Source organism: Pseudomonas sp. Root71, assembly GCF_001429045.1.
GTDB lineage: Bacteria > Pseudomonadota > Gammaproteobacteria > Pseudomonadales > Pseudomonadaceae > Aquipseudomonas > Aquipseudomonas monachiensis.
Map to the genome: position 1 here is coordinate 354044 of NZ_LMHY01000025.1, position 23750 is coordinate 377793.

Annotated in this window: 20 protein-coding genes and 1 other RNA gene; 3 read left to right on the forward strand and 18 right to left on the reverse strand. The window is 61.1% G+C overall.

Annotated elements, in window-relative coordinates:
• Positions 1-142: 142 nt before the first annotated feature.
• A complete protein-coding gene (locus ASD95_RS17865; protein WP_056726215.1) occupies positions 143-1645 on the forward strand; it encodes a sensor domain-containing diguanylate cyclase in 1503 nt (500 codons plus the stop codon).
• Between the two features lie 170 nt (positions 1646-1815).
• On the opposite strand, the gene lpxC is transcribed toward ASD95_RS17865, so the two are convergent.
• From lpxC to rsmI, 18 genes are all read right to left on the reverse strand, one after another.
• On the reverse strand, positions 1816-2727 hold the full coding sequence (gene lpxC, locus ASD95_RS17870; RefSeq protein WP_007916984.1) for a UDP-3-O-acyl-N-acetylglucosamine deacetylase: 912 nt from the start codon (positions 2725-2727) through the stop codon (positions 1816-1818).
• A gap of 112 nt (positions 2728-2839) precedes the next feature.
• The gene (gene ftsZ, locus ASD95_RS17875; RefSeq protein WP_046041931.1) at positions 2840-4033 is read right to left on the reverse strand and encodes a cell division protein FtsZ; all 1194 of its coding nucleotides are present in this window, start codon (positions 4031-4033) and stop codon (positions 2840-2842) included.
• A 73-nt stretch (positions 4034-4106) separates the two neighbouring features.
• The gene (gene ftsA / locus ASD95_RS17880; RefSeq protein WP_007972611.1) at positions 4107-5366 is read right to left on the reverse strand and encodes a cell division protein FtsA; all 1260 of its coding nucleotides are present in this window, start codon (positions 5364-5366) and stop codon (positions 4107-4109) included.
• A gap of 15 nt (positions 5367-5381) precedes the next feature.
• Positions 5382-6251 (reverse strand): cell division protein FtsQ/DivIB, encoded by an 870-nt coding sequence (locus ASD95_RS17885; protein ID WP_056726216.1) that lies wholly within the window; start codon positions 6249-6251, stop codon positions 5382-5384.
• Positions 6252-6255: 4 nt separating this feature from the next.
• The gene (locus ASD95_RS17890; protein WP_056726217.1) at positions 6256-7239 is read right to left on the reverse strand and encodes a D-alanine--D-alanine ligase; all 984 of its coding nucleotides are present in this window, start codon (positions 7237-7239) and stop codon (positions 6256-6258) included.
• Positions 7236-8696, reverse strand: coding sequence for a UDP-N-acetylmuramate--L-alanine ligase (gene murC / locus ASD95_RS17895; RefSeq protein ID WP_056726218.1), 1461 nt, complete (start codon positions 8694-8696; stop codon positions 7236-7238). Before murC ends, ASD95_RS17890 begins: the two co-directional genes overlap by 4 nt.
• The gene (gene murG, locus ASD95_RS17900; RefSeq protein ID WP_056726219.1) at positions 8689-9759 is read right to left on the reverse strand and encodes an undecaprenyldiphospho-muramoylpentapeptide beta-N-acetylglucosaminyltransferase; all 1071 of its coding nucleotides are present in this window, start codon (positions 9757-9759) and stop codon (positions 8689-8691) included. Before murG ends, murC begins: the two co-directional genes overlap by 8 nt.
• The gene (ftsW, locus tag ASD95_RS17905) at positions 9749-10966 is read right to left on the reverse strand and encodes a putative lipid II flippase FtsW (RefSeq protein ID WP_056726220.1); all 1218 of its coding nucleotides are present in this window, start codon (positions 10964-10966) and stop codon (positions 9749-9751) included. The genes murG and ftsW overlap by 11 nt, the downstream gene beginning before the upstream one ends.
• Complete coding sequence (murD, locus tag ASD95_RS17910; protein WP_056726221.1) at positions 10963-12309, reverse strand: UDP-N-acetylmuramoyl-L-alanine--D-glutamate ligase; 1347 nt, start codon at positions 12307-12309, stop codon at positions 10963-10965. The genes ftsW and murD overlap by 4 nt, the downstream gene beginning before the upstream one ends.
• Positions 12310-12315: 6 nt before the next feature.
• Positions 12316-13398, reverse strand: coding sequence for a phospho-N-acetylmuramoyl-pentapeptide-transferase (gene mraY / locus ASD95_RS17915; protein ID WP_008045924.1), 1083 nt, complete (start codon positions 13396-13398; stop codon positions 12316-12318).
• Positions 13398-14765, reverse strand: coding sequence for a UDP-N-acetylmuramoyl-tripeptide--D-alanyl-D-alanine ligase (locus ASD95_RS17920; RefSeq protein WP_056726222.1), 1368 nt, complete (start codon positions 14763-14765; stop codon positions 13398-13400). Before ASD95_RS17920 ends, mraY begins: the two co-directional genes overlap by 1 nt.
• Positions 14758-16221, reverse strand: a complete 1464-nt coding sequence (locus ASD95_RS17925; RefSeq protein ID WP_056726223.1) for a UDP-N-acetylmuramoyl-L-alanyl-D-glutamate--2,6-diaminopimelate ligase — start codon at positions 16219-16221, stop codon at positions 14758-14760. The genes ASD95_RS17920 and ASD95_RS17925 overlap by 8 nt, the downstream gene beginning before the upstream one ends.
• Positions 16221-17960 carry a peptidoglycan D,D-transpeptidase FtsI family protein gene (locus tag ASD95_RS17930; RefSeq protein ID WP_173900782.1) on the reverse strand — a complete coding sequence of 580 codons (1740 nt, stop codon included), beginning with the start codon at positions 17958-17960 and terminating at the stop codon, positions 16221-16223. The genes ASD95_RS17925 and ASD95_RS17930 overlap by 1 nt, the downstream gene beginning before the upstream one ends.
• On the reverse strand, positions 17960-18253 hold the full coding sequence (gene ftsL, locus ASD95_RS17935; RefSeq protein WP_056726225.1) for a cell division protein FtsL: 294 nt from the start codon (positions 18251-18253) through the stop codon (positions 17960-17962). The genes ASD95_RS17930 and ftsL overlap by 1 nt, the downstream gene beginning before the upstream one ends.
• The gene (gene rsmH, locus ASD95_RS17940; RefSeq protein ID WP_056726226.1) at positions 18250-19197 is read right to left on the reverse strand and encodes a 16S rRNA (cytosine(1402)-N(4))-methyltransferase RsmH; all 948 of its coding nucleotides are present in this window, start codon (positions 19195-19197) and stop codon (positions 18250-18252) included. Before rsmH ends, ftsL begins: the two co-directional genes overlap by 4 nt.
• A complete protein-coding gene (mraZ, locus tag ASD95_RS17945) occupies positions 19194-19649 on the reverse strand; it encodes a division/cell wall cluster transcriptional repressor MraZ (RefSeq protein ID WP_007917012.1) in 456 nt (151 codons plus the stop codon). Before mraZ ends, rsmH begins: the two co-directional genes overlap by 4 nt.
• 356 nt (positions 19650-20005) lie before the next feature.
• Positions 20006-20359, reverse strand: an RNA gene (gene rnpB / locus ASD95_RS18510) — RNase P RNA component class A.
• A gap of 75 nt (positions 20360-20434) precedes the next feature.
• Positions 20435-21340 carry a 16S rRNA (cytidine(1402)-2'-O)-methyltransferase gene (gene rsmI / locus ASD95_RS17950; protein ID WP_177336479.1) on the reverse strand — a complete coding sequence of 302 codons (906 nt, stop codon included), beginning with the start codon at positions 21338-21340 and terminating at the stop codon, positions 20435-20437.
• 176 nt (positions 21341-21516) lie between these two features.
• Here rsmI and ASD95_RS17955 point away from each other — a divergent pair, with 176 nt between their 5' ends.
• Both ASD95_RS17955 and ASD95_RS17960 read left to right on the forward strand, forming a co-directional pair.
• A complete protein-coding gene (locus ASD95_RS17955; protein ID WP_056726228.1) occupies positions 21517-23328 on the forward strand; it encodes a penicillin-binding protein activator in 1812 nt (603 codons plus the stop codon).
• On the forward strand, positions 23328-23690 hold the full coding sequence (locus ASD95_RS17960) for a YraN family protein (RefSeq protein WP_008045939.1): 363 nt from the start codon (positions 23328-23330) through the stop codon (positions 23688-23690). The genes ASD95_RS17955 and ASD95_RS17960 overlap by 1 nt, the downstream gene beginning before the upstream one ends.
• The last annotated feature ends 60 nt before the right edge of the window (positions 23691-23750 follow it).

Genomic DNA, 23750 nt, shown 5'->3' on the forward strand with positions numbered 1-23750 from the left:
CTCAGCCTTAATTACAATTTCTGCAACGAAAGTCACTGACGCCCGCGTCAACGGTCAATCGTTCGAGCAACAAGAAGGATTCACTCGGCTGCTACGTTTATGCAACTACGCTTAGAGCGTCCCTTTAGCAGACGTCAGCCCTATGACCGCAAGCCGCACCGCACATTTTCAAGGCCCGACCGGGCGACCCGAAATCATGGTGATCCTGGGCAGCACCCTGACAGTCATCTCGATCCTGTGCATCGTCACTTTCCTGCTGATCCGCGAACACGCCAACGCCCAGCAGACCGCCACCCGCAGCGCGACCACCATTGCGCAACTGATCGATGCCGACGTCCTGCGTACGGTCGAGCTCTATGACTTGACCTTGCAGGGCCTGATTGCCGCCGCCCAACGGGACGACCTTAAACAGGTTGCACCGCAGATCCGTCATCTGGTGTTGTTCGACCGCTCCACCACCACACGCTACAAGGGTGACATCCTGCTGCTGGACAAGCACGGCGACGTGCTCGCCGACTCATCATTGATCGAACCGAAACCGGGCAACTTCGCTGACCGCGATTACTTCCTGGCCCATGCCTTCAATCGCGACACCGGCATGTTTATCAGCCGGCCGTTCAAGCCACGGTGCGACTGCGATGACAGCGACGAATGGCGCATCAGTTTCAGCCGGCGCATTTCATCGCCCACGGGTGAATTCCTGGGGGTCGCGGTGGCGTCGATGCGCATGAGCTATTTCGATCAGCTGTTCAGCAGCCTCGACATCGGCAACGGCAGTACGCTGGGCATCATCAACGACGACGGGATCCTCCTGGCACAGAAACCGTACCGGGAACCCAACACCATCGGTAAAAGCCTCTCCAGCCGCCCCAACGTCGCACGCATGCTGCGCGAGCGCAGTGGCACCTTTGAAAGCGTGTCGAGTGTCGACCATCAACGGCGCCTGTACACCTTTACCCGGGTCGGCAATCTGCCGCTGACCGTCATCGTGGCCCTTTCCATCGACGAAGTGTTCGCTGCCTGGAACCGCACGGCCTACGCGATCAGCGGTGCAACAGGGGTTTTGTGCATCGGCCTGTTGTGGCTGACCTGGCTACTCTGCCGCGAGCTGCGACGGCGCCAAAATGCCGAGCAGGAATTGGCGCAACTGGCGGCCACCGATGCCTTGACGGGCGTGGCCAACCGTCGATCCCTTGACCAGACCCTGCGCCATGAATGGTTTCGCGCGCAGCGCAGCGGCAAGCCGTTGTCGTTGCTGATGATCGATGCCGATCACTTCAAGGCCTTCAATGACCGGCACGGGCATCAGGCCGGCGACGAAGCCTTGCGGGCGTTGGCCGAGGTCATCCGCGCCAATGTCCATCGCCCGGCGGATCTGGTGGCTCGTTATGGTGGCGAGGAGTTTTCAGTAGTCCTGGCTGAAACTGGCAGTGAAGGCGCGAAGCAAATCGCCGAACACATCCGCGAAGCGGTGCAGAAACTGCCACTAGTAGACCCTGGTGAGCCGCCGATGAGCGTGAGTATCGGTATTGCCACCTGGACGGTGGCCAGTGATATCAACCTGGAGCAATTGCTGTTCAGCGCCGACAAGGCGTTGTATCAGGCCAAGGAAGGGGGGCGTAACCGGGTGGTGTGCGCCGGCTGAATTCTATGCTGAATCGACTGGCCTCTTCGCGGGTAAGCCCGCACAGAGAAACGCGGTCAACTGTGGGAGCGGGCTTGCTCGCGAAGAGGCCTTCACTGCCACCATGGAAATCAGGGCATAAAAAAAGGCCACCCGAAGGCAGCCTTTAAAAAACTAGAGAGGTTTTTTGCTTACACCGCCGCAACCGGGCGCATGTAAGAGATTGGTGCGGTGCTGGCGTCTTCGAACGTCACGACTTCCCAGGCATCTGTCTGCTCAATCAACTTGCGCAGCAGCTGGTTGTTCAGTGCGTGGCCGGACTTGAAGCCCTTGAACTCACCAATCAGGCTATTGCCCAGCAGGTACAGGTCGCCAATTGCATCGAGGATCTTGTGCTTCACGAATTCGTCTTCATAGCGAAGGCCGTCTTCGTTCAGTACGCCATCGGCGTCGACCACGATTGCGTTTTCAACGCTGCCGCCGAGTGCGAGGTTGTGCTTGCGCAGGTACTCGATGTCACTCATGAAACCGAAAGTACGGGCGCGGCTGACTTCTTTTACGAACGAAGTGCTGGAAAAATCCACGCTTGCACTTTGGGTGCGGTCCCGGAAAACCGGGTGATCGAAATCGATCTCGAAGCTCACCTTGAACCCTTCGAAAGGGACGAAAGTGGCGCGCTTGTCGCCGTCTTCCACTGTCACTTCACGCAGGATGCGGATGAATTTCTTGGCGGCGTCCTGTTCTTCCAGGCCTGCCGATTGAATCAGGAATACGAAAGGTCCAGCGCTGCCATCCATGATCGGGACTTCGGACGCGGAGAGCTCGACGTAGGCGTTATCGATGCCCAGGCCAGCCATGGCCGAGAGCAAGTGCTCTACCGTGTCCACTTTGACGTCGCCATTGATCAGCGTGGTCGACATAGTGGTTTCACCGACGTTTTCCGCGCGGGCAGGAATCTGCACCACAGGGTCGAGGTCAGCGCGACAAAACACAATGCCAGTGTCGACAGGCGCAGGCTTGAGGGTCAGGTAGACCTTCTCCCCGGAGTGCAGGCCTACACCTGTGGCACGGATAATATTTTTCAGTGTGCGTTGTTTAATCATGGCTTGGGCCGCTTCAGCGCAAATTGCGAACTGGTATCAACAAAGGCTGGCGATGATAGCAGACCGAGCCTTTGCTGAACACCAATCACCTTCATAGCCCTGATACATTCCATCAATCGGCCTGACGACGCAGGAAAGCCGGGATGTCCAGGTAGTCCAGGTCATCTTGCGGATTCATCTTCGCGGCAGTCGCAGCACCGGCCTGGGCCTGGTTGCGCATGACGGTCGGACGGTCCAGGTCACGGTAGTTCACCGCTGGAGCTTCCTGACGAACAGGGGCCTGTTGTTGTGGCTGTGCAGCCATCGAAGTGTGAACGGTGTTGTCGATGACCTTCACAGGCTTCTCGATTTTAGCGCCCAGACCTGTGGCAACGACAGTCACGTGCAACTCGTCACGCATGTCCGGATCGATAACGGTACCGACCTTGACCATCGCGTGCTCGGAAGCGAAGGCTTCGATGATGCTACCCACGTCGGAGTACTCGCCCAGGGACAGATCCGGACCGGCGGTAATGTTTACCAGGATGCCGCGAGCGCCTTGCAGGTTCACGTCTTCCAGCAGCGGGTTGCGAATGGCCGCTTCGGTGGCCTCGCGTGCACGGTTCGGACCGCTGGCGCAGCCAGTGCCCATCATTGCCATGCCCATTTCGCTCATCACGGTACGCACGTCGGCGAAGTCGACGTTGATCATGCCCGGACGCTTGATGATGTCGGAGATACCGCGAACGGCACCGGCCAGCACATCGTCGGCCTTGGCGAAAGCCGACAGCAGGCTTGCGTCTTTACCGAGGATGGTCAGCAGCTTCTCGTTGGGAATGGTGATCAACGAGTCGACGCTTTCAGACAGCAGACGGATGCCTTCGTCGGCGATCTGCATGCGCTTGCGGCCTTCGAACGGGAACGGACGGGTCACCACCGCAACGGTGAGGATCCCCATTTCCTTGGCCACTTCGGCGATGATCGGCGCAGCACCGGTACCGGTACCACCGCCCATGCCGGTTGTGATGAACACCATGTTGGTGCCCTGCAGGACTTCGGCGATGCGCTCACGATCTTCGAGAGCGGCCTGACGACCTACTTCAGGGTTGGCGCCAGCGCCCAGCCCCTTGGTCACGCCGGTACCCAGTTGCAGGATGGTGCGCGCGCCAATGGATTTCAGCGCCTGGGCATCAGTGTTGGCGCAGATGAACTCGACGCCTTCAATGTTGCTCTTGACCATGTGGTTGACAGCGTTGCCGCCGCCACCGCCGACACCGATAACTTTGATTACCGGGCTTGCGGGGATGTTGTCTACGAGTTCGAACATTTTCCCTCTCCTTTACATTCTCTAGTTTTTTCGCCTACTGCGTGCTTCGGTGTAACGGTGTTGCGGTAAATCTTCAGAAATTGCCCTGGACCCACTTCTTCAGGCGGTCCAGCAGCGGAGCCTGTGGCTCTTCATTGCTGTAGCTGTCGCGGCTGCCGATGCCCGAGAACGAGATGCCGTCGGACTGCTTCTGCAGGCCGTACATCAACAGGCCGACGCCCGTGGAATAGATCGGGTTGCGCACTACGTCATCCAGACCTTTCACGCCATGCGGCACGCCCAGGCGCACCGGCATGTGGAAGATTTCCTCGGCCAGTTCGGTAGCGCCTTCCATCTTCGCCGTACCGCCGGTCAGCACGATGCCGGCCGGGATCAGGTCTTCGTAGCCGCTGCGGCGCAGTTCGGCCTGGATCAGCGTGAACAGTTCGTCGTAGCGCGGCTCGACCACTTCGGCCAGGGCCTGGCGGGACAGTTCGCGCGGTGGACGGTCGCCAACGCTTGGCACCTTGATGGTTTCACCGGCACCGGCCAGCTTGGCCAGGGCGCAGGCGTAGCGGATCTTGATTTCTTCGGCGTACTGGGTCGGAGTGCGCAACGCCATGGCGATGTCGTTGGTCACCTGGTCGCCGGCAATAGGGATCACTGCGGTGTGACGGATCGCGCCTTCGGTGAAGATCGCGATGTCGGTGGTGCCGCCACCGATGTCCACCAGGCACACGCCCAGCTCTTTCTCGTCATCGGTCAGTACCGAATAGGCCGAAGCCAGCTGTTCGAGAATGATGTCGTCGATTTCCAGACCGCAGCGACGCACGCATTTTTCAATGTTCTGTGCGGCGTTGACGGCGCAGGTGACCACGTGGACCTTGGCTTCCAGACGTACGCCGGACATGCCCAGAGGCTCGCGAACGCCTTCCTGGTTATCGATCACGTAATCCTGCGGCAGGGTGTGCAGCACGCGCTGGTCAGCCGGGATCGCCACGGCCTGGGCAGCGTCGAGCACACGCTCGAGGTCCGCCGAGCTGACTTCGCGATCACGAATCGCCACGATGCCGTGGGAGTTCAGGCTGCGGATGTGATTGCCGGCCACGCCGACGAACGCCGAGTGGATGCGGCAACCAGCCATCAGCTGCGCTTCTTCGATGGCGCGCTGGATCGATTGCACGGTGGACTCGATGTTCACCACCACGCCTTTTTTCAGGCCACGGGACGGATGAGTACCGATCCCGACGATTTCCAGCGTGCCGTCGTCCGCGACCTCGCCCACCAGCGCCACCACCTTGGAGGTGCCGATATCGAGACCGACGATCATTTTGCCGCTTTGCACGTTTGCCATGGGTCCTGCCTCTTCTTAATTCTTCGCGACAGCGGGTTGGGCTGCCGTGGGCGCTACAGGTTCCCGCCAGCCAACAGCGAGGCCGTTGGCGTAGCGCAGATCGATGCGCGCAATGTTCGTAATCTGTTCTTTAAGCGTCTTGTCATAGATGGCGATGAAACGGCGCATCTTTTCCACCTGGTTGCCACGTCCCAGCAGCAGTTCGATCCCGGGACCCGCGCTGCCGGGGCCGGTGGTCAGGAACCAGCTGCCGCGATCACGCAGTTCCAGGCGTGCAATCGAGAAGCCCAGCGGCCTGAGCATCTGGCTCAGCACCTGGTATTGCTGCATGACCTGCTGCTGGGCCCGCAGTGGGCCGAACAGCTGTGGCAGGTGTTCATAGTTCGCCAACTCGCGCGGCGTGAAGGCCTGGCCCTGGTTGTTCAACAGCGACTCGTCGCCCCAACGGGCCACCGGCAGTTGTTCTTCCAGGCGGATCACCACTTGATCCGGCCATACCCTGCGCACTTCGGCGTGGGCAATCCATGGCATCGTTTCCAGCTCGGTGCGCATGCTCGCCAGGTCGATGGTGAAGAAGCTCGACGCCACGTAAGGGGCGATCCGTTGCTGCACCGCTTGCTGGCTGATGTAACTCAAGTCGCCCTGCACGTTGACCTTGGTGATCGGTCGGTCGGCATACGGCAACAGCCGTGTCGCGCCTTCGTAAGTACCGAACCCCAGGGCCACCAGCAGTACCGGCCAGAACAACGCTTTGAGAAAACCGAAGTTGGCTTTCGGCAGGCGCGCGGACATCGGCTCTTTGGCCACCATTCGGCTGGCACCCCGCGGTACCGGCTTGCGGCCGGTCGGTACGGTGGGCTGATGTCTGAGCTGAGCGCCTTGCATGGCCTTAACCTCTCATTGACTCTTGGTTACCGGCAGTCTTGCCGACAACGCTCTCGGCCAGAATGGCCAGGACCAGTTGCTGGAAATCCAGACCGGCGGCACGGGCCGCCATCGGCACCAGGCTGTGATCGGTCATGCCCGGTGCGGTGTTGACTTCCAGGAACCAGAACTGCCCGTCGGCGTCCTGCATCACGTCTGCCCTGCCCCAACCGGCGATACCCAGCGCTTCACAGGCTTTCGCCGTGAGGTCCATGAGTTCCTTTTCCTTGGCACTGTCCAGACCGCACGGAATGCGGTACTGGGTATCGTTGGCGATGTATTTGGCGTCGTAGTCGTAGAAGCTGTGCGTCGTGCCCAGGGCAATCGGTGGCAACACCTGGTCACGCAGGGTGGCGATGGTGAACTCCGGACCGTGAATCCATTGCTCGACCAACACTTGCGAATCGTAGGTACTGGCCGCTTTCCATGCGTCGATCAATTCGGACGCGGAACTCACTTTGGCCATCCCGATACTTGAACCTTCATGGGCCGGTTTGACGATCAAAGGGAAGCCCAGTTCCGTCGCCGCCGAAATACAATCGGCCTCGCTGCAAAGGACTGCGTGACGAGGGGTCGGAATGCCCAGGCTGTGCCAAACCTGCTTGGTGCGCAGCTTGTCCATGGCCAGGGCCGACGCCAGGATGCCGCTACCGGTGTACGGAATGCCCAGGCATTCGAGCAGGCCCTGCATGCTGCCGTCTTCACCGCCACGACCGTGGAGGATGATGAAGGCGCGGTCGATCTTTTCGCTCTGCAGACGCTGCAGCAGGTCATCGCCCACGTCGAGGCCGAACGCGTCCACACCGGCGGTTTGCAGTGCGTCCAGAACAGCGTTGCCGGATTTCAGGGACACTTCGCGCTCGGCGCTCTTGCCGCCGAACAGCACAGCGACGCGGCCGAAGTCTTTCGGCGCGATCGTGGAGACCAGGTTGGCGTAGGCAGCACTCATTTCAACTTCCCCTTCTCCGGCGCGGCAACGGCACCGGCGAACAACTCACTTTTCAACAGTTTTGGTGCGAGACCGCCGATATCGCCGGCGCCCTGGCACAGCAGGATGTCGCCGGCACGCAACAGTGGCTTGACCACTGGCGCGAGGTCGACACCACGCTCGATGTAGATCGGGTCAAGCTGGCCACGCTGACGGATGCTGTTGCACAGCTTGCGGCTGTCGGCCCCCGGAATCGGCTCTTCGCCGGCCGGATAGACTTCCATCAACAGCAGGACGTTGGCGTCGGCCAGTACATTGACGAAATCGTCGTACAAGTCACGGGTGCGGCTATAACGGTGCGGCTGGTAGACCATCACCAGGCGGCGCTCCGGCCAGCCACCGCGTACGGCCTTGATCACGGCCGCGACTTCCGTCGGGTGGTGACCGTAGTCATCGACCAGCATCACATTGCCGCCCTCCACCGGCAGTTCGCCGTAGACCTGGAAGCGGCGGCCGACACCCTGGAACCCGGACAGGCCCTGGACGATGGCTTCATCGCTGACGCCTTCGTCGGTGGCGATGCAGATGGTCGCCAGTGCGTTCAATACGTTGTGGTTGCCCGGCATGTTGACCGAAACATCCAGCGGCTCGCGGTCAGGGCGCAGCACGGTGAAGAAGGTCTGCATGCCTTGCTGGCGCACGTTGATGGCGCGCACGTCACAGTCTTCGCCGAAACCATAGGTGACCGTCGGGCGTTTGACCTGCGGGAGGATTTCACGCACCACCGGATCGTCCAGGCACACCACCGCCAGACCATAGAACGGCAGGTTGTGGAGGAATTCGACGAAGGTTTTCTTCAGTTTGTTGAAGTCACCGTCGTAGGTCGCCATGTGGTCGGCGTCGATGTTGGTGACCACGGCCACCAGCGGCTGCAGGTGCAGGAAGCTGGCGTCGCTTTCGTCGGCTTCGGCAATCAGGTAGCGGCTGGTGCCGAGCTGGGCATTGGTGCCCGCGGCGTTCAGGCGTCCACCGATCACGAATGTCGGGTCCAGGCCACCGGCGGCGAACACCGAAGCGATCAGGCTGGTGGTGGTGGTTTTACCGTGGGTACCGGCCACGGCGATGCCGTGGCGATAACGCATCAGCTCAGCCAGCATCTCTGCGCGCGGCACCACCGGGATACGGCGTTCCAGCGCGGTAGCGACTTCCGGGTTGGAGGTGTTCACGGCGCTCGACACCACCAGCACGTCAGCGGCCGCGGCGTTCTCGGCGCGATGGCCGATGAAGATCTGCGCCCCGAAGGACTCCAGACGCTCGGTCACCGGCGAAGCCTTCAGGTCAGAGCCGGACACGGCATAACCCAGGTTCAGCAGCACCTCGGCAATCCCGCACATGCCCACACCGCCGATACCGACGAAGTGGATGCGGCGGATGCGGCGCATTTCCGGTTGCGGCATGGCTTTCTGACTCTCAACCATGGGCCACCTCCAGGCAGCTATCGACCACGTTACGGGTGGCATCAGGTTTGGCCAGGCGGCGTGCCGCGGCGGCCATTTCGTTGAGTCGTTGTGGTTGCATCAGGACCTCTGTCAGGCGAGCGGCAAGATCCGCTGCGCCGGTCGTTCTTTGTGGCATCAGGAAGGCTGCGCCTTCACGGGCCAAATATTCGGCGTTGCGGGTCTGGTGATCGTCGATGGCGTGAGGCAAAGGCACCAGCATCGAGGGCAGACCGGCGGCGGCCAGTTCACTGATGGTCAGCGCGCCTGCGCGACATACCACCAGGTCGGCCCAGCTGTAGGCTTGGGCCATGTCTTTGATGAAGGGCTGCACCTGCGCCTCGACGCCAGCCGCGCGATAGCGCTCTGCAGTCACTTCATCGTGGTTTTTGCCGGCCTGATGGAACACTTCCGGACGCAAGTCGGCAGCGACTTGCGACAGGGCTTCGGGCAGCAACTTGTTCAACGGTTCTGCGCCCAGGCTTCCGCCCAGGATCAGCAAACGCGCCTTGCGACCGGCCAGGGCAGGTCGCGATGTTTCGAGGAACAGCTCGGTGCGCACCGGATTACCGGTGGTCCGGCGGCTGTCCGACAGGGTAAAGGTGTCGGGGAACGCTTCACAGACTCGGGCGGCCAACGGCACCAGCAACCGATTGGCGGTACCGGCCACGGCGTTCTGTTCGTGAACGATCACCGGCACACCGGCCAGTTTTGCCGCGACGCCGCCAGGACCGGTCACAAAGCCACCAAAACCCACGACACAGACCGGTTGCAGACGGCGAATGATCGCCCGCGCCTGCCAGACTGATTTGAGCAACATGAACGGTGCCTTGAGCAGGGACAATTTGCCCTTGCCCCGCAGACCGCTGGCATTGATCCGATGCAGTTCGATACCGGCCGCCGGCACCAGATCGTTCTCGATCCCACGCGGGGTGCCGAGCCAGTGCACGGTATAGCCGCGCGCCTGGAATTCGCGGGCACAGGCCAGCGCCGGGAACACGTGGCCACCGGTGCCGCCAGCCATGATCATGACGTTAGCGCCCATGGTTCGGCTCCTCGGCGAAGTCGCTCTCATGGAACTCCATCTCTTCACTGCCCAAGTGAGTTCGACTTTCCCACTCGATGCGCAGCAACAAGCCGAGACAGGCACAGCAGATCACCAACGAACTACCGCCGTAACTGAGGAACGGCAGGGTCAAACCTTTGGTCGGCAGCAGACCGACATTCACGCCGATGTTGATCAGGAACTGGCCGATCCACAGGAACGACAGGCCGTATGCCACATAAGCTGCAAAAAACTGCTTGGCCTTTTCAGCCCACAAACCGATGTACATGCCACGAATACACACGAAGACGAACAGTGCCACGGTGCACAACGACCCCACTGCACCCAGCTCTTCGGCCAGGACCGAGAACACGAAGTCAGTGTGGGCTTCGGGCAGGTAGAACTGCTTCTGCACGCTGTTGCCCAGGCCGACGCCCAGCCATTCGCCGCGACCGAAAGCGATCAAGGCCTGGGACAGCTGATAGCCGGCGCCGAACTGGTCGGCCCACGGGTCGGCAAAGTTGGTCAGGCGCGCCATTCGATAGGGCTGCATTTGAATCAACAGCACCACCGCGCCGACGGCCAGGACCACCATCAGGGAAAAACGGAACAGCCCGACCCCGCCGAGGAACAGCATCGCCGCCGCAGCACCCATCATCACGACGGTGGCACCGAAGTCCGGTTCCATCAGCAGCAGGCCCGCCATCGGCAGCAGCACGATGAACGGCTTGAAGAAGCCCATCCAGCTTTCGCGCACTTCTTTCTGGCGACGCACCAGATAACCGGCGAGGTAGATCACCACGAACACCTTGGCGATCTCGGAAGGCTGGACGTTGAAGAAACTGAAGCCGATCCAGCGCATCGAGCCGTTAACCTCACGGCCGATCCCCGGAATGATCACCATCACCAGCAAGCCGAACGCCCCCAGCAGCATCAGCCAGCCCAGGCGTTGCCAGGTGGCAATCGGGATCATCATGGTGACGATGCAGGCACCCAGGCCCAACACCACGTAAATAAGGTGGCGGATCATGTAGTACAGGGCGCTGCCCGACTGTACGGCCGCCACTTCGGTCGATGCCGAGGCGATCATGATCAGCCCCAGGCCGAGCAGCGTCAGGCAACCGGCGAGCATCGGGAAGTCGAGGTCGATACCGCGCCCGGTGATGAGCGGCGATGGATACGGCTTGATGATGCCTTTGAGGCTCATGCCAGATCCTCCACGGCTTGGACGAACTGGTGGCCACGGTCTTCGTAGTTCTTGAACATGTCGAAACTGGCGCAGGCTGGCGACAGCAACACCACATCGCCCGGCTGGGCTGCGGCGCGGCATTGCTCGATAGCTTCGATCAGGGTGCCGGCGCGGATCAGCGGTACGGCATCGCCGATGGCTTCGCCGATCTTGTCGGAGTCACGGCCCATCAGGACCACGGCACGGCAGTTGGCCGCCACCGGATCGCGCAGATCCTTGAACTCGGCACCCTTGCCGTCGCCACCGGCGATCAGCACGACCTTGCCGTCAATGTCCGCGCCCAGGCCTTCGATGGCCGCCAGCGCGGCACCGACGTTGGTGGCCTTGGAATCGTTGTAGTAGCCCACGCCGTCGAGGTCACGGACCCACTGGCAGCGGTGCTCGAGACCGGCGAAGGTGCGCAGGGCCGAGAGCATGGCGTCGAACGGCAGGCCGACCGCATGACCCAGGGCCAGGGCGGCAAGGGCGTTGGACTGGTTGTGGGCGCCGCGAATCTTCAATTCGCGCACCGGCATCAGGTTCTGGAATTCGAAGGCCAGGTATTTCTCGCCCTCTTCTTCACGGATGCCGAAGGCTTTGAAATCGGGTTTGCTCAGGCCGAAGGTCCAGCACGGCTGGCCCTCGCCCATCAACGGACGACTCAAAGCGTCCTGGCGATTGACCACGAACTGCCTGGCACCCCGGAAGATCCGGTGCTTGGCCAGGTGGTAGGCCGGCAGACCGCTGTAACGGTCCATGTGGTCTTCGCTGACGTTGAGCACGGTCGCCACTTCGGCGTTGAGCTGATCGGTGGTTTCCAGCTGGAAACTCGACAGCTCCATCACGTACAACTCGATGTCGTCGCTAAGCAAATCCAACGCCGGGATACCGAGATTGCCACCGACGGCAACACGTTTGCCGGCCGCAGCCGCCATCTCGCCGACCAGCGTGGTGACGGTGCTTTTCGCGTTGGAACCGCTGATGGCCACGATCGGCGCCTTCGCGTTACGCGCGAACAGCTCGATGTCGCCGGACAACTTCACGCCACGGGCGGCGGCAGCCTGCAGGGCCGGGGTCGCCAGCGCCAGGCCGGGGCTCACGTAGAGCTCGTCGGCACGGCACAGGAATTCGACGTCCAGCTCGCCACAACGCACTTCCACGTGGGGATAGTCACGCTTGAGCGTGGCCAGTTCCGGTGGATTTTCCCGCGTATCGGCCACGGCAAACGCCACGCCCTGGTTCGCCAGGAAGCGAACCAGGGACATGCCGCTCTTGCCGAGGCCGACAACGATGCGGAAGTGGTCAGAAGCGATCAGAGACACGTGTTTCTACCTCAGCTTCAGGGTGGCAAGGCCGACCAGCACGAGAATCACGGTGATGATCCAGAAACGGACGATCACGCGCGGCTCGGGCCAACCCTTGAGTTCAAAGTGGTGGTGAATGGGCGCCATGCGGAATACGCGGCGACCGGTCAGTTTAAAAGAGGCGACCTGAATGACGACTGACAGCGTTTCCATCACGAACACACCGCCCATGATGAAGAGGACGATTTCCTGACGGACGATCACCGCGATGGTGCCCAGGGCCGCGCCCAGCGCCAGTGCGCCGACGTCACCCATGAAGACTTGTGCCGGATAGGTGTTGAACCAGAGGAAGCCCAGGCCCGCTCCGATCAGTGCGCCACAGAACACGATCAACTCACCGGCGCCCGGTACGTAAGGAATCAGCAGGTATTCGGCGAATTTCACGTTACCCGACAGGTAGCAGAAAATGCCCAGGCCACCACCGACCATCACGGTCGGCATGATCGCCAGGCCGTCGAGGCCGTCGGTCAGGTTGACCGCGTTGCTCGAACCGACGATCACAAAGTAGGTCAGCACGATGAAACCGGCGCCCAGCGGAATGCTGTAGTCCTTGAGCATCGGCAGGATCAGGGTGGTTTCCACTGGCGTGGCGGCAGTCATATAAAGGAAGACCGCTGCCCCCAGACCGAACACCGATTGCCAGAAATATTTCCAGCGGCTCGGCAAGCCACGGGAGTTCTTCTCGATGACCTTGCGGTAGTCGTCGACCCAGCCGATGGCGCCGAACAGCAGGGTCACCAGCAACACGACCCAGACATAGCGGTTGCTCAGGTCAGCCCACAGCAGGGTGCTGACACCGATGGACGACAGAATCAGCGCACCGCCCATGGTCGGTGTACCCGACTTGGACAGGTGCGACTGCGGGCCGTCGTTGCGAACGGATTGACCGATCTGACGGTTCTGCAACGTGCGGATCATCCATGGGCCATAGCACAGCGACAAGACCAGCGCGGTCAGTACACCGAGAATCCCGCGCAGGGTCAGGTACTGGAAGACCGCGAAGCCTTTGTAGAACTGTTGCAGATACTCCGCTAGCAGCAGCAGCATTAATGTTTCTCCAGACTGGACCCGCACAAGGCGGCAACGACGTTTTCCATCGCAGCGCTGCGCGACCCCTTGATCAAAATGGTGGTGTTTGTATCTTGCTCGGCGCCCAGGGCCTTGATCAGTTCAGCCTGCGTGCTGAAGTGAAAAGCCTGTGGACCGAATGCGTTCACGGCGTGAGCCATCATTGGCCCAACGGCGTACAGCGCAGAAACCTTGCCACGGGCGTACTCGCCCACGTCGCGGTGCCCCTGCTCCGCCCATTCGCCCAACTCGCCGATATCCCCGAGCACCAGGACGGTGCGACCGGAAAAGCCGGCCAGTATATCAACGGCAGCGCACATGGAGGTGGGGTTGGCGTTATAAGTGTCATCGATCACGCGCATGCCATTGCTGGCCAGTTGCGCGACGGTGCGGCCCTTGACCGGTTGCACCGCACCAAGGCCGGTGGCGATACCGAACAGCGACACGCCCAAGGCATGAGCAGCAGCGGCGGCAGCCATGGCATTGGCGACGTTATGGGTGCCAAGCAGGTTCAGTTGCACGCGCTCCACACCTTCAGGGCTGTGCAGGTTGAATGCCGGGCAGCCACGAGCATCGGTGGCCAGGTCACTGGCATGGAAATCGGCGCTGGAGTTGCTCAACGCAAACGTCAGCACTTTGCGGTCGCCGGCGCGGGCCTTCCAGATCCCGAATGCCTTGTCGTCGAGATTGAGAACGGCGACGCCATCGGCATCCAGCCCTTCGATAATCTCGCCCTTGGCTTCGACGATTTTTTCCGGCCCGCCGAACTCGCCGACGTGGGCGGTCCCGGCATTGTTGAGAATGGCCACGTGCGGCCTGGTCAGGCCGACGGTGTAGGCAATTTCGCCCAGGCGCGAAGCACCCAACTCGATCACGGCAGCGGTGTGCTCCGGCGCCAGTTCGAGCAAGGTAAGCGGTACGCCGAGGTCGTTGTTCAGGTTGCCACGCGTGGCCAGCACCGCGCCGCGCGTGCGCAGGATGCTCGCAAGCATCTCCTTGACCGTGGTCTTGCCGCTGGAACCGGTGACGGCCGCGACCGGATGGGTGTAGGCGGCGCGATTCAGCGCACCCAATTGACCCAACGCCTGGCGGGTGTCGCTGACCAGCAACTGCGGCAGCGTGCTGTCGGCCACTTCACGTTCGACCAGCGCAGCCACGGCGCCCTTGGCGGCGACATCATTGAGATAGTCATGACCGTCAAAACGCGGACCGGTCAGGGCAATAAACAGTTGGCCCGGCTTGATCGCGCGGCTGTCGATGCTGACGCCGTCGAAGCTGGCATCGGCGGACACCAGGCGAGCATTCAGCGCAGCGGTCAGTTCACTCAGCTTCAAGGCCTTAAGCATGGGCCACCTCCCACGCGGTCAAGGCGTGATCGGCCTCGACCAGATCGGAAAAGGCATGACGCTCGCCGTTGATTTCCTGATAGTCCTCGTGACCTTTACCGGCCAGGACAATCACGTCATCCGCCGAGGCACTGGCGATCAGCCGGGCAATCGCCTGACCACGACCGGCAACGAACTCCACTTTATCCGCAGCCGTGAAACCGGCGCGGATGTCATCGAAAATCACCGATGGATCTTCAGTGCGCGGATTGTCATCGGTCACCAGCACGCCATCGGCCAGGCGCTCAACCACTTCGGCCATCAACGGACGCTTGCCGCGATCGCGGTCGCCGCCACAGCCGAACAGGCACAGCAACCGGCCCTTGGCGTGTGGACGCAGGGCCAGCAATACTTTTTCCAGGGCATCCGGAGTGTGGGCGTAATCGACCACCACCAGCGGCTGCGAGCCACCGCCCAGACGCTGCATGCGACCGGCAGGGCCTTCAAGCTTCGGCAGGACCGTGAGGATTTCGTCCAGGGCGTAATCCAGACCGAGCAACGCGCCGACCGCGGCCAGGACATTGCTCAGGTTGAAGCGACCGAGCAAGGTGCTGCGCAAGTGGTGCTCGCCCTGTGGCGTGACCAGCGTGGCGCGCACGCCTTCGTCGTCGAATTGCGCCTGACGGCAATACAGGTAGGCACTGGAATCTTCCAGGCTGTAGGTGATCACCCGCGACTCGCGCTTGTCGGCGGCCAGTTGCCGGCCGAACTCGTCGTCGAGGTTGACCACGCGGCATTTCAAGTCATTCCAGTCAAATAGCCGGGCCTTGGCTTCGCCATAAGCCTGCATGGTGCCGTGATAATCCAGGTGATCGCGAGACAAGTTGGTCATCACAGCCACATCGAACGCCAGTGCAGTCACACGGCCCTGGTCCAGGCCATGGGAAGAAACCTCCATCGCCACGGCTTTGGCGCCGGCCTTTTTCAGGTCCGCCAGGGTCGCTTGCACAGCAATCGGGTTTGGCGTGGTGTGCAGGCCGCTTTCCAGCGCGCCGTAGAAACCCGAACCGAGCGTGCCGACCAGGCCGCAGTGCTGACCGAGCAGATCCAGCGCCTGGGCAACCAATTGCGTTACGCTGGTCTTGCCGTTGGTGCCGGTCACGCCCACCAGGTTCAGGTGATGGCTCGGCTCGCCATAAAAGCGCCCGGCGATGTCCGACAGCTGAGCCGCCAGACCTTTGACCGGAATCAGTGGCACTTCAGTGATCGGCAGGACCGTGGCGCCTTCTACTTCATAGGCCACCGCGGCTGCACCGCGCTGCAAGGCGTCGGCAATATGCGCGCGCCCATCGAACTTCCCGCCTGGCACGGCGAGGAACAGATCGCCCGCGCGCACATTGCGGCTGTCCAGGGCGAGTTCGCGAATCAGCAAATCGTGGCCGGCATGAGGGAAAATCTTGTTCAGGCTCAGAGACATCAGCCGCGCCCTCCATTGGCTTTCAGCGGAACGACCGGTGTTGCGTTCGCTTGTTGAGTTGGTGGCAGGTTGTCCGGCGTGATGTTCATCAGGCGCAGGGTGCCCGACATCACGCGACTGAACACCGGCGCGGAAACCAGGCCACCGAAGTAACCGGCCTTGGTCGGCTCGTCGATTACGACCACTATGGCGTAACGCGGATCGCTCATCGGGCCGAAGCCGGCGAACAGCGAACGGTAGGAGTTCTCGGCGTAACCCTTGGTGCCGACCGAGGTTTTGCGCGCAGTACCCGACTTGCCGCCCACGTGATACGCCGGTACCTGCGCACGGAACACACCGCGCGGGGCTTCGATCACTTGTTGCAGCATGCCTTGCATGGTTTTCGCGACCGCCTCCGGCAACACCTGGGTGGTTTGCGGCGCCTTGTCGGTCTTGATCAGGGTCAGCGGTGCGAGGCGACCATTGTTGGCCAGGGCCGAGAAGGCATGGACCAGCTGGATCGCTGTCACGGAAACACCGTAGCCATAGGACAGCGTCGCGGTCTCGGCCTTACGCCACTCGCGGTAGTTCGGCAGGTTGCCGACACGCTCGCCCGGGAAGCCCAGGCCGGTGTCCTGGCCGAGCCCGACTTTCTGCGCCAGACGGAAAATGGTTTCGCCGCCGATATCGAACGCGACCTTGCTCATGCCGACGTTACTGGAATTGATCAGAATGCCGGTCAGGTCGAGCACCGGGCCTTCGGTCTTGGATACGTCCTTGATGGTGTACTTGCCAATCTGCAGGGAGCCCGGATACACCTCGACGGTGTCGCTCGGCTTCCAGCGGCCGGTTTCGATGGCAGCGCTCATCGAGATCGCTTTCATGGTCGAGCCTGGCTCGAACACGTCGATCATGGCGCGGTTACGCATCATCGCCGGCTGCAGGTTGCGGCGATTGTTCGGGTTGTAGGTCGGCTGGTTGACCATCGCGAGAATCTCGCCGGTCTTCACGTCCATGATCACCAGGCTGCCGGCCTTGGCGCCGTTCTCGATGATCGCGTTACGCAACTCGCGGTTGGCCAGGTATTGCAGGCGCAGGTCAATGGACAACGCCAAGGGCTTTCCGGCCTTGGCGTTTTTGGTGACCTGGACATCCTTGATCAACCGGCCGCGCCGGTCCTTGATGACTTGTCGTTTACCCGGCACCCCGGCCAGCCATTCGTCATAGGCCAGTTCGATACCTTCCTTTCCATGGTCATCGATGTCGGTAAAGCCGACCATATGCGCGGTCACTTCACCGGCCGGATAGAAACGGCGGAACTCTTCGATGCCATAGACGCCTGGCACTTTCAGATCGAGCACGGCCTGGCCCTGCTCAGGCGTCAGCCCGCGCACCAGGTAAATGAATTCTTTATTGGCTTGCGCTTCAAGGCGCTCGGCCAAGGCTTTAGGGTCTTGCCCCAGCGCAGCGGCCAATGCTGGCCACTTCTCTTTGGCCGTTTGCATCTCCTTGGCATTGGCCCAAAGGGTGGTGACAGGAGTACTCACGGCCAATGGCTCGCCGTTACGGTCGGTGATCAGACCACGGTGAGCCGGAATCGGAATATGACGAACACTGCGGGCATCGCCCTGACCTTTAAGGAAGGCGCGGTCGACCACTTGCAAATCGATGATGCGCCAGGCAATCGCGGCCACCATTATCCCTAGCAAACCCAGCACCACGCGGAACCGCCAAGGAAAGAGTGCACCTTCGAGTTTCATCATGGCGCCACCATCTTCACGTCAGCGGCACCGGGGATGTGCATTTTCAATTGTTCGGTGGCCAGCACTTCGATACGGCTGTGGGCGGTCCAGGTGCTCTGCTCCAGAATCAACCGGCCCCACTCCGCCTGCGCCTTGTCGCGCACGCTCAGTTCGTTGTACAGCGAATTCAATAGCTGACGGTTCCAGTGCGCGCTGTAGGACACGCCGATGGCCGACACGAGCACGCCGACAAACAGCAGCAGCATGAAGAAGCTTCCGCCGGGCAATGGCTTGGCGAAAAGCCTGCTCACCGCAGCTTCTCCGCCACACGCATGACAGCGCTACGGGAACGTGGGTTGGCTTTGAGTTCGGCGTCGGAGGCCGTCTGCGCTTTGCCATGGACTTTGATTTTCGGTTCGAAGGCGACATGCCGAACCGGCAGGTTGCGCGGCAGGTTGTCGGCTTCGCCTTTGACCAGCTTGCGCATGAACAGTTTGACGATACGGTCTTCAAGGGAGTGGAAGCTGATCACCACCAGGCGACCACCCACTTCCAGGCATTCCAGAGCGGCTTCGAGGCCGGTTTCCAGATCACCCAGTTCGTTGTTGACGTGAATACGCAATCCCTGGAACGCGCGGGTTGCAGGGTTCTTGCCCTTTTCCCACGCCGGGTTGGCGACCTTCAGGACTTCTGCCAGGTCACCGGTACGCTCGAATGGCCTGATGTCGCGGCGCTCGGCCACGGCACGGGCCATGCGACCGGAGAAACGCTCTTCGCCGTATTCCTTGAACACCCGGGCGATTTCCTCCACGGGCGCGGTGTTGACGAATTCGGCGGCGCTGATGCCACGGGACGGATCCATGCGCATGTCCAGCGGGCCGTCATTGAGGAAGCTGAAGCCGCGCTCAGGATCATCGAGCTGTGGCGAAGACACCCCCAGATCCAGCAGCACGCCGCTGACCTTGCCGGCCAGACCGCGTTCGGCGACTTCCGAACCGAGCTCGGCAAAGCTGCGCTGCACAACGACAAAGCGGCCGTCTTCGGCCGCTAGCGCTTGCCCGGTGGCAATCGCTTGTGGATCCTTATCGAATCCGAGCAACCGACCATCGGGTCCGAGCTGGCTGAGGATCAACCGGCTGTGTCCGCCGCGCCCGAACGTACCGTCCAGATAGCAGCCATCAGGACGTACGGCGAGAGCCTCGACGGCTTCGTCAAGCAGTACGGTGATGTGGTTAAAGCCGCTATCAATAGTCACAGGATCAAATCACGCAGTTCATCAGGCATCGCGCCCGGTTGTTGAATGGCAGCCAGGTCAGCGGCAGAAACCGCGTTCCAGGCATCCTCGTCCCACAATTGGAACTTGTTCAGTTGGCCTACCAACATCGCGCGCTTATCCAACTTGGCATATTCACGAAGACGCGGTGGAACCAGAAAACGACCACTGCCATCGAGCTCGAGGTCGACGGCATTACCAATCAGTAAACGTTGCAGGCGACGGTTCTCTTCGCGAAGCGAAGGCAATGCGCGCAGTTTGGTTTCAATAATTTCCCACTCATCGAGGGGGTAAACACACAAACAAGGATCAACGGCATCAATTGTCACGATCAATTGACCGGAGCTACGCGAATCGAGCTCGTCACGGTACCGGCTCGGCATAGCGAGACGGCCCTTTGCATCGAGACTGATAGCGTTGGCTCCGCGAAACACGTCAGCGTTTCTCCAAATTCTAGCGTTTTGAGTTCAAAAAACCCACTTCATGCCACTTTCCGCCACTTGCGCACACTATAGGAATGCGCCCACCACACCGTCAAGGCGCGGAGTAAAGGAAAACCCTTACAGAACTGAGATTTAGGAGCATTAACGGAGAGGTAACGAGAATCCGGCAGATGAAACTGACCAATAACTTGAATCAGCACAGAAGGCTGCGTTCGAAAGTTAAAGTAATTTATTAAGAGTAAGATTTTTTTGGTATTACAAAAGAGGTTCTGCGGATGATTGTGTAAGGAGGGAAATTGCTATCACTTGCCCCCCTGCCTGATGATTCAAGCAGAGGAAAGAAAAAGGTGGAGAGTCGATCTGTAAGCCGGGTTCTGTCTTGAACAGTCATTCGTCTACGATGGCCATCACTGGACATCTTTAGCAACCTACCCGGTCCCAGCGCGGGCCACGCCTTGGGACCCTATTTGGTCTTGCTCCAAGTGGGGTTTACCTAGCCACGAACTGTTGCCAGACGTGCGGTGCGCTCTTACCGCACCTTTTCACCCTTACCGGCGCCGAAGCGCTTAGGCGGTTATTTTCTGTGGCACTTTCCGTAGGCTCACGCCTCCCAGGCATTACCTGGCACTTCGCCCTATGGAGCCCGGACTTTCCTCCCCCCCCTAATTTTCATAGAGGGCAGCGACTGTCCGATCGACTCTCCGCCGCGAAGGTTACCGGCAGAGCGCCTGAAGAACAAGCACCAAGCGCCATAGAGCACGCCTGTGCGTCGGGTTTTACTCGCCCTTCTGCTGATCCAGCGCGATCTGGTACAGCACATTCTTTCGCTCGCCGGTGATTTGCGCCGCCAAAGCCGCCGCACGCTTGAGCGGCATTTCTTCGAGCAACAGGTTGAGGATGCGCATCGCCTCGCTGCTGACGGTGCCTTCCTCCTCGGGCGCGGACCAGCCCGCCACCAGCACCACGCACTCGCCACGCTGCTGATTGCTGTCCGACTCGACAAACTCGCGCAGCTCAGCCAACGGCAGCCCCTTGAGAGTCTCAAACGTCTTGGTCAGCTCACGGGCAAGCAGCGCCGGGCGCTCGGGACCGAACACCAACTCCATGTCCTGAAGGCATTCCAGGATGCGATGCGGGGCCTCATAGAAGATCAATGTACGAGGCTCTTCCTTTACCTGCTCGAGACGCGCACGCCGCCCCACCGCCTTGGCCGGCAGAAAACCTTCGAAAATGAATCGGTCGGAAGGCAGCCCGGCCGCCGACAACGCCGCAATCAATGCGCAAGCACCCGGAACCGGCACCACACTGATGCCCGCCGCCCTGGCCTGCCGCACCAGGTGATAACCCGGATCGGAAATCAGCGGCGTCCCGGCATCCGAGATCAACGCCACGCTGTCACCGGCAAGCAGGCGCGTGATAAAGCGGCTACCTTCATCACGCTCGTTGTGCTCATGGCAGGCCGCCAATGGCGTCGAGATGCCGAAATGTTGCATCAAGCGCTGGGAGTGACGAGTGTCTTCCGCGGCAATCAAGGCCACTTCGCGCAGAATCTTCAGCGCCCGCGCACTGATGTCATCCAGGTTGCCGATGGGCGTCGCCACCACATAAAGCGAGCCAGCAGCGGAATTCAAAGCACCTGGAGCAGTCAAAGCGCACACCTCATGATCGGTAAAAGTCGCCATTGTAGCGCGTAGCGAGACTCTCGAACCCGTAAGCAAACAAGGTATCGGTGACCGTTTGTGCGCTGGCGCAACATTTACACCAGCTAAATTGATCGATTCACGCCAGTAACATCGCGCCCCGGCCAGTGCTTGGGTACAATTCCACGCTAATTTGATCGAGTATCAGGAACGCTTACATGATCGCTTGCCTGCGGCTGTTATCTGCCCTCTGCCTCGCTGCCTTGCTGGCGGCTTGCGCCAGCTCGCCCTCGTCCAGCCTTGGCGAACTACCACGGACACCGGATGCCAGTATCGAGCAACTGCTTGAGAAGGCCTCCCAAAGCAAATCACCGGAAGATGCTGCCTTGCTGCGCTTGAGCGCTGCCGACCTGGCCTATCGCCAGGGCAATGCCGGCCAGTCCGCGCAAATCCTGCAACAGGTTCCTGTCGAACAGCTCAAGCCGGCCCCACAGGTTTTCGCCAACACCCTGGCGGCTGAACTGGCCATGACCCGCAATCAGCCCAAGGCCGCGCTGGCCGCCTTGAGCCATCCGAGCCTGCAGTACTTGAGCGAACTGCCCGACGAACAACAGGTCCGCACCGGCACCGTTCACGCCCGCGCCCTTGAAGCCGATGGCCAGACCCTCGCCGCCGCTCGCCAGCGCATTTTCATCGCCCCGATGCTCGAAGGTGAAGCCGCAAGCAAAAACCATGAAGCCATCTGGACCCTGATCGCTTCGCTACCGACCGATCAGTTGCAGCCAAACACCACCGACGATCTCGGCGGCTGGATGGCCTTGGCACTGGCCGTGAAATCCGCCGGCACCCTGGAGCAGCAACAGGCCGCCATCGACAACTGGCGCGCGCAGAATCCGAAGCACCCGGCAGCCAAACAATTGCCGCAGCCACTGACCCAACTCAAGGAGCTGGCCAGCCAGCCCCTGAACAAGATTGCCCTGCTGCTGCCTCAGGACGGCCAACTGGCCTCGGTTGGCAAAGCGCTGCGCGACGGTTTCATGGCCGCTCACTACCAGGCCCAGCAGGCCGGGCAGAAACCACCCGCCATCGAGTTCTATGACAGCTCGCGCCTGACGTCCATGGACGAGTTCTACCGCAAGGCCCAGGCCGATGGCGTGCAACTGGTCGTCGGCCCGCTGGAGAAGCCGCTGGTCAAACAGCTGAGCACTCGTCCGCAGTTACCGATCACCACCCTGGCGCTCAATTACAGCGAGGGCGATCAAGGCCCGGCGCAGTTGTTCCAGTTCGGTCTTGCCGCTGAAGACGAAGCCCGCGAAGTGTCGCGCCGCGCTCGCGCCGACGGCCTGCATCGCGCAGCCATCATGGTGCCAAAAGGTGAATGGGGCGACCGCGTGCTCAAGGCGTTCAGCCAGGATTGGCAAGCCAATGGCGGCACCATCGTCGCCACCGAACGCGTCGACCAGCCGGTCCAGTTGGCCCAGCAGATTGCCGACATGTTCCAGCTGCGTCAGAGCGAAGGTCGCGCCAAGAGCCTGCAAAGCACCGTTGGCTCGCAAGTGGCCGCCCAGCCATCGCGCCGCCAGGACATCGAGTTCATTTTCCTCGCCGCAACGCCGCAACAGGCCCAGCAGATCAAACCGACCCTGAACTTCCAGTACGCAGGTGATGTTCCGGTCTACGCCACCTCCCACGTGTTCAGCGCCAGCGGTGACGTCAACCAGTACAACGACATGAATGGCATTCGCTTCTGCGAGACGCCATGGTTGCTGGACGCCAACGATCCACTGCGCCGCCAGGTCACTGCCCAGTGGCCACAAGCCGCCGGCAGCCTGGGGCGCCTGTATGCCATGGGTGTGGACGCCTATCGCCTGGCACCACGCCTGGGCCAGCTCAAGTCACTGCCGGACAGCCGCATCGACGGTGAGTCGGGCAGCCTTGGCATGTCTCAGAGCCAGCGGGTCGTGCGCCAGTTGCCATGGGCCGAGTTCGTCAATGGCCAGGTTCAGCGCCTGCCGGACACCGCTCGCTGATGCCCGACAGGTCACGCCAGCAAAGCGGCAAGGATGCCGAGCGCCATGCGCTCGAGCATCTTCAACAACAGGGTCTGCGCCTGCTGGCGCAGAACTGGTTGTGTAAACGCGGCGAGCTTGATCTGGTCATGCTAGATGGCGATACAGTAGTATTCGTTGAAGTCCGCTACAGAAAAAACACTCAATGGGGTGGCGCGCTCGATAGCATCGATGAGCGCAAACGGCAAAAACTGATTTTCGCCGCGCAATATTTTCTTCAGCGCGAGCCGCGCTGGGCCAATTCCCCTTGCCGCTTCGACGTGATTGCCATCGACAGCAACCTCGATCAGTTGAATTGGCTACAGAATGCCTTCGACGGCTGATCGCCGGCATTGCGAACCGGACACTATCACCCAACATTTTTGCTCTTTGCTTTGCGGGCT